The organism is Pseudomonas sp. S1(2024), assembly GCF_046557535.1.
Map to the genome: position 1 here is coordinate 109,866 of NZ_JBKGFP010000061.1, position 15,235 is coordinate 125,100.

The following is a 15,235-nucleotide window of genomic DNA, read 5'->3' on the forward strand; positions in this document are numbered from 1 at the left end:
GCGGCCTTCACAGTTGCCCGGCCTCGAGCAGGTACAGGCTGTCGCTACCGGCCCTTACACTGGCGGTCAGCGAATGAATGCGTGGCAGCAGGCGGGCAAAGTAGAAACGCGCGGTGCCCAGCTTGCTCAGGTGGAACGGCTCGGGAGCCGCGTGACACTGGCAAACCACGGCCATGCGTGCCCACAGGTAGGCGTAGAAGGTGTAGCCAAACACCTGCAGGTACTCCACCGCCGCGGCGCCCAGCTCACGCGGGTTGCCCTGTGCCCGATCGAGCAACCAGGCGGTCAGCTCGTCGAGGTTGCGCACGGCAGCCAGCAGCGGCGCGCCGAGTTCCGCGCACGCCGCGGGCAGCGTCTCGACAAAGGCAGTAATTTCGTCGGACACGCATCGATAGGCCTGGCCGCCATCGGCAAACAGTTTACGCCCCACCAGGTCGAGGGCCTGGATGCCATTGGTGCCTTCGTAGATCTGGGTGATGCGGCAGTCGCGGATCAACTGCTCCTGGCCCCATTCGCGGATATAGCCATGACCGCCCAGCACCTGCTGACCGTGCACGGTGGTTTCCAGTCCCATGTCGGTGAGGAAGGCCTTGGCCACTGGCGTGAGCAATGCCACCTTGGCCTCGGCCTGGGCGCGTGCGACCGGGGCCTCGCTGTATTTGGCCAGGTCCAGCTGCAGTGCCACATAGGTAGAGAAGGCCCGCCCGCCTTCGTTCAGCGCTTTCATGGTCAGCAGCATGCGCCGCACATCCGGGTGGACGACGATCGGGTCAGCGGCTTGCCCCGGCGCTTCGGCACCCGTCGGCGCACGGCCCTGCTGGCGATCACGGGCATAGGCAATGGCGCCCTGGTAGGAGCGTTCGCCCAGGGCCAGGCCCTGGATTCCTACACCAAGGCGCTCGTAGTTCATCATGGTGAACATCGCGTTGAGGCCCTTGTTCGGTTCGCCGACCAGATAGCCGATTGCACCGTCGAAGTTCATCACGCAGGTGGCCGAGGCCTTGATGCCCATCTTGTGCTCGATCGACCCGCAACTCACCGCATTGGCCTCGCCCAGCACGCCGTCGGCGTCAACCAGCACCTTGGGCACCAGGAACAGCGAGATGCCCTTGGGCCCGGCGGGCGCATCCGGCAGCCGCGCCAGCACCAGGTGGATGATGTTCTCGGTCAGGTCCTGCTCACCGCCAGTGATGAAGATCTTGGTCCCGCTGATGCGGTAGCGGCCATCGGCAACCGGCTCGGCGCGGGTGCGAATCAGGCCCAGGTCGGTGCCAGCGTGCGGCTCGGTCAGGCACATCGAACCGGTCCAGCGCCCTTGGTACATGGGCGGCAGGTACAGCGCCTTCAACGGTTCGCTGGCATGGTTGAGCAGCGCCAGGCAGGCCCCGGCGGTCAGCATCGGGTACAGGCCGAACGACAGGTTGGCGGCATTGAGCATTTCTTCGAGCTGGGCACCGATCACTTTCGGCATGCCCATGCCCCCATATTCCGGGGCACCGGCCACACCCACCCAGCCATCCGCGGCAAATGCCCGGTAGGCATCTGCGAAGCCATCGGGGGTGTGTACCTGGCCCGCCTCCCAGCGGCAACCCTGCTCGTCGCCACTGCGGTTGAGCGGCGCCACCACCTCGGCAATCAGCCGGCCGGCCTGTTCGAGCACGGCCCGGGCTGTGTCGCCATCGACCTGCTCGGCCAGCGCGGGCGTTTGCGCCCACCAGGCCGGGATGTCGAACACTTCGTTGAACAGAAAATCCATGTCGCGCAGTGGCGGAAGGTAATCAGACATGAGGCGAACACTCGGTTTCTTGGGTTTGCGGAAGCGACGTGGCCGGGGCCTCGGCAGGCGCCGGGGCGGCCTGGCCACGCAGGAGGAAATGCGACAACGCGGGGATCAACACCAGCGCACCGAGCATGTTCCACAGGAACATGAAGGTCAGCAGCAGGCCCATGTCGGCCTGGAACTTGATCGGCGACCAGGCCCAGCCGACCACACCGGCCGCCAGGGTAATGCCGACCAGCCCGACCACCCGGCCGGTGAAGGCCACGGCTTTCTGGTAGGCCTGGGCCAGGCTCAACCCGGCGCGCTGGTAGTGCAGTTGCACGCTGAGCAGGTACAGCGCGTAGTCCACGCCAATACCTACGCCCAGGGCGATCACCGGCAAGGTGGCGACCTTGACGCCAATGCCCATGGCTACCATCAGCGCTTCGCACAGCACCGAGGTGAGCATCAGCGGCAGGATCGCCACCAGCGTCGCGCGCCAGCTACGGAATGTGAACAGGCAGAACAGCGTGACCGCCAGGTACACCAGCAACAGCATGCGGTGGTTGGCCTCGCGGACCACCACGTTGGTGGCAGCCTCGATGCCGGCGCTGCCGGCGGCCAGCAGGAACTGCTGTTCGGCGCTGCTGTTGGCCTGGGCAAAACGCTCGGCCACGGCGGCCACCTGGGCCAGGGTATCGGCACGGTGGTCCTTGAGGTAGGCGATTACCGGCATCAGCGAGCAGTCGTTGTTGAACAACTCGGGGGCGTTGACCGAGGCCTGCTGGGCGGCGTAGTTGAGCACGTCCTGGTTGCGCTGCAGGCTGTTCAGGCGCGGGTTGCCTTCATAGGTGCCGGCGGTGATCTGGCGCACGGCATTGGCCAGCGACACGGTGGTCTGCACACCCGGCAATTGCTGTAGCTCCCAGGCCAGGCGGTCGGCAAGCACCAGCGTCTGGTATTGCAGGCAGCCTTCTGGCGCGGTCTTGACCATGACCGCGAAGGTGTCGCTGGACAGCGCATAGTGCTGGGTGATGTAGGCGTTGTCGAGGTTGTAGCGGGAGTCGGCGCGCAGTTCGGGGGCACCGCTGTCGAGGTCGCCGATTTTCAGTTGCAGGCTGCCCCAGATGCCAAGGGCGCCCAGGGCCAGCGCCACCAGCACTGCGACGCTGGCCCATTTGCGTTCGGTAAAGCGGTCGAGCAGGTCCCACAGCCGGCCGAAACCTCGGTGCTGGGCTGCGCGGGCGTCGATATGCAGGGCCCGCTCGGCAGCCTTGCGGCCAACACCAACATAAGACAGCGCCACCGGCATCAGCAGCAGCGAGGTGAAGATAAGCACCGCCACGCCGATGCTGGCGGTGATCGCCAGGTCCTGGATCACCGGGATGTCGATCAGCATCAGCACGGCAAAGCCCACCGCATCGGCCAGCAATGCAGTCACCCCGGCCACGAACAGGCGGCGGAAGGTATAGCGCGCTGCCACCTGACGGTGGGTGCCACGGCCGATGTCCTGAAGGATGCCGTTCATCTTCTGCGCCGCGTGGGATACGCCGATGGCAAAGATCAGGAATGGCACCAGGATCGAATACGGATCGATGGCGTAGCCCAGCCAGGCGACGATGCCCAGCTGCCACACCACCGCAGTCAGCGAACACAGCACCACCAGCAGGGTGCTGCGCACGCAACGGGTGTAGCAGTAGATGATCAGCAGGCTGGTCAGCACCGCCAGGGCGAAGAACGCCATCACCTGGATCAGCCCGTCGATCAGGTCGCCCATCAGCTTGGCGAAGCCGATCACATGGATGCGGTACTGGCCGCTGGCCTGGTACTGGCTGCGCAGTTGTTCGAGCTTCTGCGAGAAGGCGTGGTAGTCGAGGCCTTTGCCGGTAGCCGAATCCTGGTCGAGCAGCGGCACGACCAGCATGCTCGATTTGAAGTCGCGCGCCACCAGGCTGCCGACAATGTTGGCGCGCTCGATGTTCTGCCGCAGCTGCTCGATGTCACCCGCAGCGCCCTGGTAGCCGTCGGGCATCACCGGGCCACCCTGGAAGCCCTCCTCGGTCACCTCGGTCCAGCGCACTGCCGGGCTCCACAGCGATTTCACCCAGGCCCGGTCCACGCCCTGGCTGAGGAACAGCTCGTCGTTGATGTGGCGCAGGGTCTGCAGGTAGCCCGGGTCGAAGATGTCGCCCTGGGTGTTCTCCACCACCACCCGCACCGCGTTGCCCAGGCCACGCAGTGATGGGCGGTTTTCCAGGTAGTTCTGGATGTAGGGGTGGCTCTGCGGCAGCATCTTGTCGAAACTGGGGCGCAGCTCCAGGCGGGTCAGCGCCATGTAGCCCAGCACCAGGGTCGCCAATAGCATGCACAGCAGGAACGGCAGGCGATGGTTGAACACCAGGCGCTCCAGGCAATTGCCCGAGCGTGGGTCGAAATCGTCGAGGTTGCGGATTACCGGCAGGGTGTCTTGGCGGGTAGCGGCCATCAGGGTCTTCTCTTGTTATGGGTGCAGCGTGGGGTTACCGGGCTGGTTGCGCACGCCCCGCTCGCCGACCAGTACCAGGCCGTTGCCGGTATCGGTGGCGAGCGCGGTCACCGGGCCACGGGCGCTTTGCGGCACCGGGCTGAAGCTGGCGCCATCATCCCGGCTGAGCAGCAGGTCGCCAGCCTGGCTGGCCAGCCACAGCTGGCCGTCACGGTCGACACCGGCGGCGGTGAGGCTGGTGTTCACACCCGTGCTGACCGGTTGCCACTGCCGGCCGCCATCGGTGCTGCGGTAGGCATGCCCACGCAGGCCGTAGACCAGCAGTACGCCAGGCTTGCCGACAGCACCGAACAGTGTGCCGGCGTAGGGTGTCTCGACACGGCTGAAGCGCTCACCGTCCTGCTTCAGCAGCAGGCCTTGCTCGCCGGTGATGTACAGCTCGTCACCCACCGCGGCCAGGCTGGTCAGGTGCAGGCCTTGCGGGTTGTCGCTGTGGTCGAGCCAGGGCTGCCAGTGCTCGCCGCCATCAACGGTGCGCAACAGCAGGTTGAACACGCCGACCGCATAGCCATTGCGGGCATCGCTGAACCACACGTCGAGCAAGGCATTGTCGCTACCCGTGCCGGGCAGTTGTTCGGCCAGTGCCCGGCCATCCAGCTGCTTCTGCCAGTGCACGCCGCCATCGCGGCTGTGCAGCACCACGCCATCGTGGCCAACCGCCCAGCCCAGTTCGGGCGTGGCGAAGCTCACGGCATTCAGGTCGGCGCTGACCGGCACCTGGGCCTGCTGCCAGTGCGCGCCGTGATCGTCGGAGTACAGGATGTGCCCTCGCGGGCCCACCGCGACCAGGCGCTGGCCGGCCAGGGTGACATCGCGCAAGGCGCTGCTGGCGACCAGGGCGCTGGGCCTGGCGGGCAGGTCCAGCACATCGGTGAAGTGCGCAGCCTGGGCCGCGCCCTGCAGCGCGGCCAAAGCCAGAACTACCACGCTGCATCGTTTGAAGACAGACATTGCCACCTCTGCTCCGTGCGTTCAGCGAATGCCGTTGCCGGCCAGCGACTCGGGCGACCACTGGGTTTTCGACAGTGGGTCGATATAGCGGATGCCGCCGTAGGCACCGACCACGCCATTGAGGTTATAGGTGCCGCCGATCAGGTCGTAGATCATGAACGGCGTGGCGTCCGGGGTCTGCTTGTCATAGCTCTGGGTGAGGAAGGCGAACGAGCCGCGGTACAGCTGGCCACGGGCGTCGTACTGGTCCGAGGCCAGGGCGATCCAGCTGTCTTCGTCGAGGTAGAAGCGGCGCTTGTGATAGATATGGCGCGCACCGTCCTTGAGCTTGCCTTCCACCACCCACACCCGGTGCTTCTCCCAACGCACGAACTGTGGCGCCAGGTGATTGGGGGTGATCACCTGCTTGACGTCGGTGTTGTAGGTCAGCTGGTAGGTGTTGTACGGCACGTACATTTCCTGCTTGCCGACCAGGGTCCAGTCGTAGCGGTCCAGCGCACCGTTGAAGACGAACACGTCATCGTAGGTACCCGAACCCGAAGTGCCCGGGTTGGGCGTGTCGTAGGCGAGGTTCGGTGCCAGCTTGACCCGGCGCTGGCCCGGCAGGTACTGCCAGGCGCTGCGTGGCTGCACCAGCGGGTTGGCGGCATCACGCAGCATCATCGCTTCGCCGGCACGGCGTGCGGGCCCGGTGTACACCAGTTTCATCTGGTAGTAGGTGTCCTTGGCACCGATCGGCTTGGTCATGTCCTCGTAGATCGGGTAGCTGATATTGGCCTGGCCGGTGGTCGACAGCGATGGCTTGCCGGCAGCGTCGACGTTCCAAGAGTCGTACTTGGCAGTCATGCTCACGCCCTGATAGCGCAGCAGGAAGTTCCACATGGCCTCGGCGCCGTTCTGCGGAATGGGGAACGGGATACCCGGCAGCACGTTGTCCACCGCCGTACCGCCCTCCTTGCTGTTGGCGGCAGTGGCGTTCTTGCGGGTGTTGTCCAGTACCGCTTGCGGCAGCGCCACGCTACGGTGGGTCGGGTATACATCGACGCGGTAGCTGGGGTAGCGCTTGAGCAGTTCCAGGGTGGTGGCAGTCAGCTGGCCCTTGTACTGCTCGGCGTTCTTGCCATCGATGACCAGCAGCGGCTTGTCGCTGGCGAACGGGTCGGGGCGCATGCTGGCGCCGCTCTGGTAGCTGGCTGGCGGCGTCAGCAGGCCGCCCTGGTAGGCCGGGATGGAGCCATCGGCATTGCCGGCCTTTTCCGCGCCGATGGCGGTCAGGCTGGTGCCCAGGCGCGCGGCCTGGTCAGTGGAAACGGCGGCCTGGGCAGCATTCAGGGCGGCCAGCGACAGGCACGAGGCCAGCAGGGTACGTACGAAATTCATGATGGTTGTCTTCCTGTGTAGGCTGTAGGAAACATGACTCAGAAGGTCGTCTTGACGGTCAGGTAAAGGGCGCCACGGTCCTCGGTGGTGGCACCACCGCCGGAGAAGGAGGCGTAGCCGCCGCCGTAGCAGGTGTAATCCTGTTCGCCGTCCAGGGCGTTGGGGGTGCTGCCGTCGGTCTGGCCGTCCTTGCAGGCCTTGGTCTCACCGAAACTGTCGACGTACTTGAGGTCGACGAAGTACTGGTTGTAGATCGCGGCGCTCACGCCCACCGCATAGTTGCCGGTGTTCTCGGCGCCACCACCCTGCACCGGCGACACGCCGTCGAGGCCGACGTTGACCGACAGCGGCATGCTCAGGTCCATGCCCGGCAGCACCTGGTACCAGGTGGGGGTGAAGTTGACCGCGATGCCCCAGTTGTCGCGGGTGGCCTTGTCGATGCCGCGGTAGCTGCTCTTGCCCTTGTACAAGGCCTCGTTGTGGCTATCGAGCTTGAGCAGGTTGCTGTAGAACAGCTCGCCAAGCAGGGTTGCCGAATCGAACAGCGGCGTATCGCCAATGGTCATCAGGCCGTTCAAGGTCCAGTGCAGGGTGTCGCCGGTGGCGCTCAGGCCGTCGCCATCCTTGGGTACGTCGTAGATCACCCCGCTGCTGGGCAGGCGTGCCGGAAGCAGGCCGAAGCCGCCGCCTAGGCCACCCTGCCCGGGGGCGCTGACGATTGCCGGGATGCTCGCCAGCGGCATGTTGTGGCGAATGTTGAGGTCACTGCCGACACTGATGCCGCCCACATCCTTGGACAGGCTCAGGCCATAGATGTCGATGTCGTCGGAATAGGCGAACTGGTAGGTAGTGCTTTGCAGCGAGTTGTACAGGTTGCCGACTGCACCTTGGCGGCTGCCCGGCGGGTTGCCGAACGGGCCGTTGGCGACGGTCATGCCGCGCGCGTCGAGCCAGGCCTGCGGGAGGATCTCGGAGGTCTTGCGGTAGTAGAAACCGAGAGTGCCGCCCAGCCACTCCGGCGACCACTTGGCCATGATGCCCCAGTCGCCGCTCTTGCCCGGTTTGAGGTCGTGGCCACGGCGGATGGTGGTCAGCGCGCCGCGCACCGGGATCAGCCCCGGGGTGCCGGTGTGGCCGAGCAGGAAGCTTTGGGCGCCCTCGCCTACCACATCCGAGCCGCCATAGTAGGTACCGGCTTCGGGCAGGCGGGCGGCGTCCCAGTCGAAGAAGTACTGGGCGCCCAGGGTCAGTTCGGAGTTGACCAGGAACGAGGTCGACAGCTGGTTGCGCGGCACGAACAGCTCCTTGGCCTCGGTGCCCGGCGAGGCGGCCAGCTTGGCCAGGTCGAGGCCAGACTGGCCGTAGCTCAACGAGTGCACCGGGTTGAGCAGGGTTTCACCCCAGAACAGGTTGTGCTGGCCCAACTTGGCGCTGACCTGCGAGGCCTCGCCGACTTCACGGCTGAAGAACACGAAGGCATCCAGCACTTCACCGGACGGGCCGCTGTAGTAACGCTGGGCGTAGTTGCTCAGGTGCGGGCTGCCCAGCGGCACACCAGTGCCAGGCAGGCCATTGAGGCTGGGGTTGATGCCGGACTGGTCACCGTTGCCGTTGACGAACGGGTTGCTGTTGGAGCCGGTGTTGTCATAGGCCTTGTCGTACCAGCTGGCGGTGCTGACGCGGAAGCCGGTGTTGCCTTGGTAGACCACATCCAGTTCGGTCAGCAGGTCGACCCGGTTGGTGATGTTGGTGCCGGCCTTGCGGAAGTTGTAGTCACCGTCGTTGCTGTTGGGCGTGCCCAGCATGCGCTTGTCGGCGCTTTCGGTGCGTACGCCGTAGTTGTACTTGACGGTGTTGTCGAAGCGCACGGCCCAGTTTTCATTACCGGTATCGACTTCGAACGCCTGGGCGGCGGGCAGCGTGAGCAGGCCGATGGCGCAGGCAAGCAGGCAGCGCTGTGGTTTCACAGCACGGTAAATGCGGTGTTCTGGCATTACGATGGCTCCACGTATTGTTATTGTTTTTTTCGCCGCCCGTCTTTTGCGAGCGTGGCTGGGGCGTCCATGCGCTATTGCAGGTTGGGCTGGTCCAGTCGCTGGATGAAGGCCTCGGCCTGCGGCCAGGGGCCGAAGCCGGAGGCCGGGTTGAGGTGGCCGACGGCCCCCAGTGCGACCAGTTCGCTACCCCAGCCATGGGCCAGGGCGCTGGCTGCGGCAAAGCTGGCCAGGTGGTCGTTGCTGCTGGCCGCGACAATGCTGGGGAACGGCAGCGGCGCCTGGGGCAATGGCGACCAGCCGTGCTCGGCCAGGCTGGCCGGGCTTGGGTAGTGGGCCGGCCATGGCGCGGTCAGGTCGGGCGGCGCCGCCAGCAATGCACCCTTGATCGGCCGCCGGTAGCGCGCCGCCCAGTGGGCGACCATCAGCACGCCAGCGCTGTGCGCCACCAGAATCACGTCACCCTCGATCTGGTCCAGCTCGCGCTGGATCGCCTCGACCCGGGCTGTGCAGCTCAGGCCGTCGACCTGCAGCGGCGGTACGCTGCGCACCTTGGCCAGGCGGCCTGCGAGCAGGGTCTGCCAGTGTTCGGCGACATGGTCGCGCAGGCCGGGGACGATCAGCACGGTGGCAGTGGTTTGCAGTTTTTCCACGGTGAACCTCGTGTGCGGTGTAGCTCTTGAGGTTCACAGTAAACAGCCCACCCACCGGGTGCTTCACATTGGGCGTCAGGGGCTTTTCATTTGATGACAATGGCCAAGACAGGGCTTTGCTTTTCAATTCATGACACGCAGGCTATAAAACACAAAACGCATGTCGGCATACCCAACAACAAGAAACCGCATGGAAAACAACCAAAGATGCCTGCCCTAGTCCGTGCCGCCAGCTTGACCAATTACCTTGAGGTGTCCCGCCACCTGGGCCTCAATCCCCATGCGCTGTTGGCACAGGTTGGCCTCAGCGCCGCGTTGCTCGAAGACCCCAATCGGCGTATTCCGGTTGCCAGCGTCATCGCTTTGCTGGAAGCCTCCGCCAGCGCCACCCGCTGCGAAAGCTTCGGCCTGCGCATGGCCGAGTTGCGGCAACTGTCGGACTTCGGCGAAATAAGCCTGTTGCTCAGCCACCAACGCACCCTGCGTGATGCACTGCAGGTGATCGTGCAGTACCGTCACTTGCTCAATGACGCCCTGGCCATTCATATCGAGGAAGCCGGCAAGACCGTGGTCATCCGTGAGGAGGTGATCAACGAACGCGCGCCCTGCAGCCGCCAGGCCACCGAGCTGGCCATCGGCGTGATGATGCGCCTGTGCGCGGCGCTGCTAGGTGCGCATTGGCACCCGATCAGCGCCAACTTCACCCACGCGCCTCCCGCCGACCTGGCCACCCACCGGCGCATTTTCGGCTGCACGCTGGTGTTCGGCAGCGAGTTCAACGGTATTGTCTGCCCGGCCGCCGACCTCGACAGCGCCAGCCCGCAGGCCAACGAGGCCATGGCGCGCCTGGCGCAGCGCTATCTGGACAGCCTGCCGGCGGGCGGCACGCCGTCCCTGGAGCTGGAGTTGCGCAAGACCATCTACCTGCTGCTGCCCATGGGCCGCGCCACCATCGAACAGGTGGCACAGACCCAGGGCATGAACGTGCGCACCCTGCAGCGGCGCCTGGAAGAAAGCGGGTTGACCTTCAAGGACCTGATCAACAGCGTGCGCCGTGACCTGGTGATGCGCTACCTGGAAAACCCCGGCTATTCGCTGGGGCGTATCGCCGACATGCTGGGTTATTCGATGCCCAGTTCGTTCACCCGCTGGTTTATCGCCCAGTTCGGCATGCCGCCGGCCAGTTGGCGGGCACAGCGGGCTGACCCATTGGGGCTGCCATGCAGCCCATCGCCGGCAAGCCAGCTCCCACCTCGACCGTATTGACCTCAAGCCATGCGCTATCCCTGTGGGAGCTGGCTTGCCGGCGATGAGGCCAGAACAGGTATGTCACAAACCCTCGACCCAGCGCGAGCCCTGTGGGAGCGGGCATGCCCGCGAAGCAGGCGCCGCGGAGTGTTGTCACCTACGGTCACTTTCTAGAGGCCCCAGTGCATCAACGCCAGCACCAAAAGCACAAGAAACACGCTCTCCCCCACCATCAGCGCAATGGGTTTCACCCCGACCGAGGCCAGCGCCTTGAGTTGGGTTTTCATGCCCAGGGCACTGATCGCCACCACCAGGCAGCCGCGCGACAGGTCGTTGATACCGCCTTGCACCGCGGCGGGTACCCAGCCTGTGCTGTTGACGCACGCCAGCAGCAGGAAGCCGACCGCGAACCATGGCAACAAGGGCGGCCGCTGCCCGCCTGCTTCGAGGCCCTGGCGCCGGGTGATCATGGCCGCGCAGACAATGACCGGCAACAGCATGGCCACCCGCATCAGCTTGACCACGGTGGCGATGTCGCCGGTCTCGGTAGACATGCTGTAGCCCGCGCCCACCACCTGCGCCACGTCGTGGATGGTCGCACCGAGGAACACCCCGGCCTGGGCTGGGGACAGGTGCAGCCACTGGGCAATCATCGGGTACAGGATCATCGCCAGGGTCGACAGCGCCGACACGCCGATCACGGTAAACAGCGTTGCATGCTCCTTGCGCGGGTGCTGGGGCAAGGCAGCTGCCAGCGCCAGCGCCGCCGAGGCACCGCAAATGGCCGTGGCACCGCCGGTGAGCATGCCAAACAGCCGTGAAAAACCCAGCGCCTTGGCCACCACCACCGAAACCAGGATGGTCACCACCACCAGGGTCACGACCAGGGCCACGGGCTTCCAGCCCAGGCTGGCGATCTGGTCCAGGGTGATGCGCATGCCAAGTAACGCCACGCCCAGGCGCAGTACCGTGCGGGCGGTAAATTCGATACCGGCTTTGCAGGGGCCATCGACCGCGAGAAAGTTCAGCGCCATCCCCAGTAACAAGGCAAACAGCATGACCGGCGCCGCGTAATGCTCACTGAGGAAACTGGCGGCCGCACCGACGATAAGGCTGACCACCACCCCCGGGGCGAGGGTGCGGATACGCTGATGGGTAGCGCCAAGTGCCAGTGTATTCATTGCCCCGCTTCCTCACAGTCAAACACGATGTAAACCTGCCCGCCCTGCTGCTCGACCGGGTAGCTGGCAACCTTCAAGGCCCTGGAATTGACCAGGTAGCCGCTGGCCAGGTCAAAGCGCAGGCCATGCGCGCAGCACTGGATGACACGGCCTTCCAGCCGGCCGCCACACAACGACGCGCCCTGGTGCGGGCAGCTGTCGTCAATGGCATAGAGCGAGTCGGCAACGTTGAACAGCGCCACGCTGCGCCCTTCGCAGGCCAACAGCACACGGCCGTCACGTTCCGGCACCTGATGGGGGGCCAATGCAATGCGCCGGGTCATGCCCTCTCGACCTCTTGCAGCGCTTCGGTCATGGCCGCATACAGCACCTCGGCAGGCTGCGCACCTGCAATGAGCGGCCCTTGATTGAAACGAAAACGAGGCACTGCACTGCCGGCGCGCCCTGCCCCATCGAGGAACGGGCTGCCGTCGTCACGCAGGCAGTCGACAACCTGCACGGTTTCCAGCCCGCAACATTGGGCGATGTCGAGCAAGGTGCGGCTATCCCCCAGGTCGCGGCCCTGGTGGAAATAGGCGATGAACAGCTGTGCCAGCAAGGCTTCCAGTTGCCCTGCTTGGAGCAACTGAGCAGCACGTTGCAGCAGCCGATGGGCATTGCCGGTGTTGGGCATGCGGCGAATACGCGAGAAGTCGATGTCCTCGCCCACCACGCGGGCAGCGGCGCGCACCTGGGCCTGGCGCTCACGTACCGCTTCCTCGCTGCCCAGGCGTTGCAGATAGAAGGCATGGAACGGCACGCCACTGGCTGGCAAGCCAGGCAACAACTGCACACCTCGCCATTGCAGTTGTACCTGCACTTGCGGCTGTTCGCGCTGCAAGTGCAAGAGCGCGGCCTGCAGGTGTCGCTGGCCAATCAGGCACCAGGGGCAGACGAAATCGAAGAACACTTCGACGGACAACAGCTGTTTCACGGTTTCAACTCCCGGGGTGCGGCAGCGTCGCCTGCCGGTGCATGCAGACGCTCCATGTCGCGGTGGTAATGACGTTTGGCAAGGAAAAACACTGCCGCCGCGCCGATGCTCATCAGCGGTACCAGCTGGAAGGCGGCATGCAAGCCGATCAGGTCGGAAACGCGCCCGGTGATCAGCGGCCCGGTCGCCAGGCCCAACAGGTTGTTGGCCAGGGTCAGGGTGGCAAACGCGGTGCCGTGCACCGAGGCGTGGGTGAGGTTGGCGACCATGGCACTGGACGGGCCGTTGGTGCCGGCGGCGATCATCATGCCCAGGCAGATCAGTACCAGTTGGGCGGTGCCGGCCGGTAGTGCGAAGGCGATGGACAACAGCGCGCAACTGCCCAGGCAGTAGGCGATGGCAAGGCTGATCTTGCGGTCCGGGCGCTGCCGCCCGAGGCGGTCGCAGAGCATGGCGCAGAGGATCATGCCGATGCCGCTGCACAGCACGATGACTGCGGCAATCGCCCCGGCGCGGTCGGTGCCCATGGCGTAATAGCGGTTCAGGTAGCTTGGCATCCACACGATCACGGTGCCGCCGACGAACAGCTGCAGCCCGCTGCCGACGTATGCCGCTATGACCGAACGGCTGCTGTACAGGGTGCGCAGCGGGCGGCTGGCCTTGCCTTGCGACTGCTGCGCGCATCGAGGCGCAATACGCGCCTCCTTGACGATAATCGGGTACAGCATCGCCAGCACCAGGCCGAACAGCGCCATGCCGGCGAATGCCCAGCGCCAGCCCAGGTGCTGGGCCAGTACACCGCCCAGGGCCATGCCCAGCACCGAGCCGAACATGCCACCGGCCATGAACGCGCCGGCCAGGGTCGAGCGCATATCGCGGGGGAACACGGCGACCACCACGGCGATGCCGACACTGCCGTAGGCAGCCTCGCCCACCCCCACCAGAAACCGCGCGACGAACATTTGCGGGTAGTTTTCCGCCAGGGCGCAGCCGAGGGTGGCCAGGCTCCACAGTACTGCCATCAGCACCAGGCTGCGCACCCGGCCGAAGCGGTCGGCCAGCAGCGACAGCGGGAAGGTCAGCAGGCCGACCATCAGCGCGACGATACCGCTGAGCAGGCCGAGCTGGCTGTCGCTCAATGCCCATTCGCCCTTGAGCAGCGGGAAAACCGCATTGAGCACCTGGCGCGACATGTAGTCGGAGATCAACAGGCCAAAGGTCAGGGCGAAGACCACCCAGGCATAACGCCGAGGGACGCTGTGGGCGGTGTCGGTGCCGGAATCTTCGGCACTGGCGAGATAGGTGGCCATGTTGCCTCCTTGGGTGCGGGGCGTGAGGTTGTTCTTGTTGTTATGGACTACAGCCAACATTCATGTTGCTTTTGCGGGCCTCTTCGCGGGCTCGCCCGCTCCCACAGGGACTGCGTCGACCTTTGGGCCAATGCCGCACCTGTGGGAGCGGGCATGCCCGCGAAGAGGCCAGGCCTGCCGTACCAGCATCAGCCGCGCTGCGGCACGCCCTTCACACCCGGCTGGCGATTCGGCGCCATGCCGTTGGCCTCGAGGGTCTGCTCGATGCTGTCGTACTGCTGCCCGATGCGGTAGATGGCGCGTGCTTCCTTGCCGCTGGCAATCTCGCGGCCCAGCTCATGGGCCACACGCACGGTCTGCTGGATCTGCTGCACCGAGGTGAAGCGCTTGCCATGCTGGTCGATGATGGTGTCTTCGTTACCGCAGCGTGGGTGCAAGCCCATGGCCAGGGCCATGGTGTTGAACGGCAGCACGTTCTTCAGCAACGATTCGGCGGTCAGGGTGCAGCCGTCCGGCGCGCGGTGGATGAAGTTGAAGAAGTTGAACGGGTTGGGGCCGTCGAAACCGCCGCCGATGCCGATCCAGGTCAGGTTCAGCGGGCCCATGTAGTCACCGCGACGCACGATGCGCTCGAGCGTCTCCAGGGCATGCATGCCGGTCAGCTGGAAATGCGGCTGGATGTTGCTGGCCTGCAGGCGGCGCAGGTGCTCGCGGACCCAGGCCGGGCCGGCCGGCACGGTCATTTCGCTGTAGGCGGCATGAATCGCCGGGCTGGCCAGCGAGGTGCCTTCCAGGTACTCGGGGTACAGCAACTCCATGATGTTCATCTGCGTGGTGTTGATGGCCACGGTCACCTGGTCGGGGCGCGGCGTCAGCTCGGCGAGCATGTGCCGGGTGTCGTCCGACAGCCACTTGGCCGCCTCGCCCTCGCTTTCCGGGGCGAAGGAAATCGATCCGCCAACCTGGATGATCATGTCCGGCACCGCTTCGCGCACCCCGGCGATCAGCTCGTTGAACTTGGACAGGCGCTTGGAGCCCTTGCCGTCCAGTTCGCGCACGTGCAGGTGCAGTACGGTGGCACCTGCCTCGTAGCAGTCGACAGCCTTCTGCACCTGCTCGTCCATGGTCAGGGGAATGTCTTCAGGGAAGTCTTCGGGCATCCACTCCGGGCCATAGGGGGCCACGGTGATCACCACCTTTTCCATGTTTTCCGGGTGCAACGAATCGTCGAAGAATTGCAT

General features: G+C 65.3%; 12 protein-coding genes. 1 reads left to right on the forward strand and 11 read right to left on the reverse strand.

The window, feature by feature from the left end:
- Positions 1-7: 7 nt before the first annotated feature.
- The 6 genes from ACLCGK_RS17055 to ACLCGK_RS17080 form a co-directional block, all read right to left on the reverse strand.
- Positions 8-1,786 carry an acyl-CoA dehydrogenase C-terminal domain-containing protein gene (locus tag ACLCGK_RS17055; protein WP_410952507.1) on the reverse strand — a complete coding sequence of 593 codons (1,779 nt, stop codon included), beginning with the start codon at positions 1,784-1,786 and terminating at the stop codon, positions 8-10.
- Positions 1,779-4,244, reverse strand: coding sequence for an efflux RND transporter permease subunit (locus tag ACLCGK_RS17060; protein ID WP_100413733.1), 2,466 nt, complete (start codon positions 4,242-4,244; stop codon positions 1,779-1,781). Before ACLCGK_RS17060 ends, ACLCGK_RS17055 begins: the two co-directional genes overlap by 8 nt.
- A 15-nt stretch (positions 4,245-4,259) precedes the next feature.
- A complete protein-coding gene (locus ACLCGK_RS17065; RefSeq protein ID WP_410952508.1) occupies positions 4,260-5,255 on the reverse strand; it encodes a WD40/YVTN/BNR-like repeat-containing protein in 996 nt (331 codons plus the stop codon).
- 21 nt (positions 5,256-5,276) lie between these two features.
- Positions 5,277-6,635 carry a DUF1329 domain-containing protein gene (locus ACLCGK_RS17070; protein ID WP_039613492.1) on the reverse strand — a complete coding sequence of 453 codons (1,359 nt, stop codon included), beginning with the start codon at positions 6,633-6,635 and terminating at the stop codon, positions 5,277-5,279.
- Between the two features lie 38 nt (positions 6,636-6,673).
- Positions 6,674-8,629, reverse strand: coding sequence for a DUF1302 domain-containing protein (locus tag ACLCGK_RS17075; RefSeq protein WP_015270236.1), 1,956 nt, complete (start codon positions 8,627-8,629; stop codon positions 6,674-6,676).
- A gap of 74 nt (positions 8,630-8,703) precedes the next feature.
- The gene (locus ACLCGK_RS17080; RefSeq protein WP_410952509.1) at positions 8,704-9,282 is read right to left on the reverse strand and encodes an RBBP9/YdeN family alpha/beta hydrolase; all 579 of its coding nucleotides are present in this window, start codon (positions 9,280-9,282) and stop codon (positions 8,704-8,706) included.
- Between the two features lie 207 nt (positions 9,283-9,489).
- Between ACLCGK_RS17080 and ACLCGK_RS17085 the strand changes: the two genes are divergently transcribed.
- Positions 9,490-10,548, forward strand: a complete 1,059-nt coding sequence (locus ACLCGK_RS17085) for an AraC family transcriptional regulator (protein ID WP_024087051.1) — start codon at positions 9,490-9,492, stop codon at positions 10,546-10,548.
- Positions 10,549-10,700: 152 nt separating this feature from the next.
- Here ACLCGK_RS17085 and ACLCGK_RS17090 read toward each other — a convergent pair whose 3' ends face one another.
- From ACLCGK_RS17090 to ACLCGK_RS17110, 5 genes are all read right to left on the reverse strand, one after another.
- On the reverse strand, positions 10,701-11,711 hold the full coding sequence (locus ACLCGK_RS17090; RefSeq protein WP_023660908.1) for a YeiH family protein: 1,011 nt from the start codon (positions 11,709-11,711) through the stop codon (positions 10,701-10,703).
- Entirely contained in the window at positions 11,708-12,034 is a 327-nt protein-coding gene (locus ACLCGK_RS17095) for a Rieske (2Fe-2S) protein (RefSeq protein ID WP_039613496.1), read from the reverse strand. Before ACLCGK_RS17095 ends, ACLCGK_RS17090 begins: the two co-directional genes overlap by 4 nt.
- On the reverse strand, positions 12,031-12,684 hold the full coding sequence (locus ACLCGK_RS17100; RefSeq protein ID WP_196184321.1) for a DsbA family oxidoreductase: 654 nt from the start codon (positions 12,682-12,684) through the stop codon (positions 12,031-12,033). The genes ACLCGK_RS17095 and ACLCGK_RS17100 overlap by 4 nt, the downstream gene beginning before the upstream one ends.
- Positions 12,681-13,994, reverse strand: a complete 1,314-nt coding sequence (locus tag ACLCGK_RS17105; protein ID WP_024087050.1) for an MFS transporter — start codon at positions 13,992-13,994, stop codon at positions 12,681-12,683. The genes ACLCGK_RS17100 and ACLCGK_RS17105 overlap by 4 nt, the downstream gene beginning before the upstream one ends.
- 188 nt (positions 13,995-14,182) lie before the next feature.
- Positions 14,183-15,235 (reverse strand): 3-keto-5-aminohexanoate cleavage protein, encoded by a 1,053-nt coding sequence (locus tag ACLCGK_RS17110; protein ID WP_075045141.1) that lies wholly within the window; start codon positions 15,233-15,235, stop codon positions 14,183-14,185.

What these genes read in the sequence shown, in the direction of transcription:
- ACLCGK_RS17055 (WP_410952507.1), bottom strand. Translation starts at nt 1,786, where the DNA reads ATGTCTGATTACCTTCCGCCACTGCGCGACATGGATTTTCTGTTCAAC.
- ACLCGK_RS17060 (WP_100413733.1), bottom strand. Translation starts at nt 4,244, where the DNA reads ATGGCCGCTACCCGCCAAGACACCCTGCCGGTAATCCGCAACCTCGAC.
- ACLCGK_RS17065 (WP_410952508.1), bottom strand. Translation starts at nt 5,255, where the DNA reads ATGTCTGTCTTCAAACGATGCAGCGTGGTAGTTCTGGCTTTGGCCGCG.
- ACLCGK_RS17070 (WP_039613492.1), bottom strand. Translation starts at nt 6,635, where the DNA reads ATGAATTTCGTACGTACCCTGCTGGCCTCGTGCCTGTCGCTGGCCGCC.
- ACLCGK_RS17075 (WP_015270236.1), bottom strand. Translation starts at nt 8,629, where the DNA reads ATGCCAGAACACCGCATTTACCGTGCTGTGAAACCACAGCGCTGCCTG.
- ACLCGK_RS17085 (WP_024087051.1), top strand. Translation starts at nt 9,490, where the DNA reads ATGCCTGCCCTAGTCCGTGCCGCCAGCTTGACCAATTACCTTGAGGTG.
- ACLCGK_RS17090 (WP_023660908.1), bottom strand. Translation starts at nt 11,711, where the DNA reads ATGAATACACTGGCACTTGGCGCTACCCATCAGCGTATCCGCACCCTC.
- ACLCGK_RS17095 (WP_039613496.1), bottom strand. Translation starts at nt 12,034, where the DNA reads ATGACCCGGCGCATTGCATTGGCCCCCCATCAGGTGCCGGAACGTGAC.
- ACLCGK_RS17105 (WP_024087050.1), bottom strand. Translation starts at nt 13,994, where the DNA reads ATGGCCACCTATCTCGCCAGTGCCGAAGATTCCGGCACCGACACCGCC.
- ACLCGK_RS17110 (WP_075045141.1), bottom strand. Translation starts at nt 15,235, where the DNA reads ATGCAATTCTTCGACGATTCGTTGCACCCGGAAAACATGGAAAAGGTG.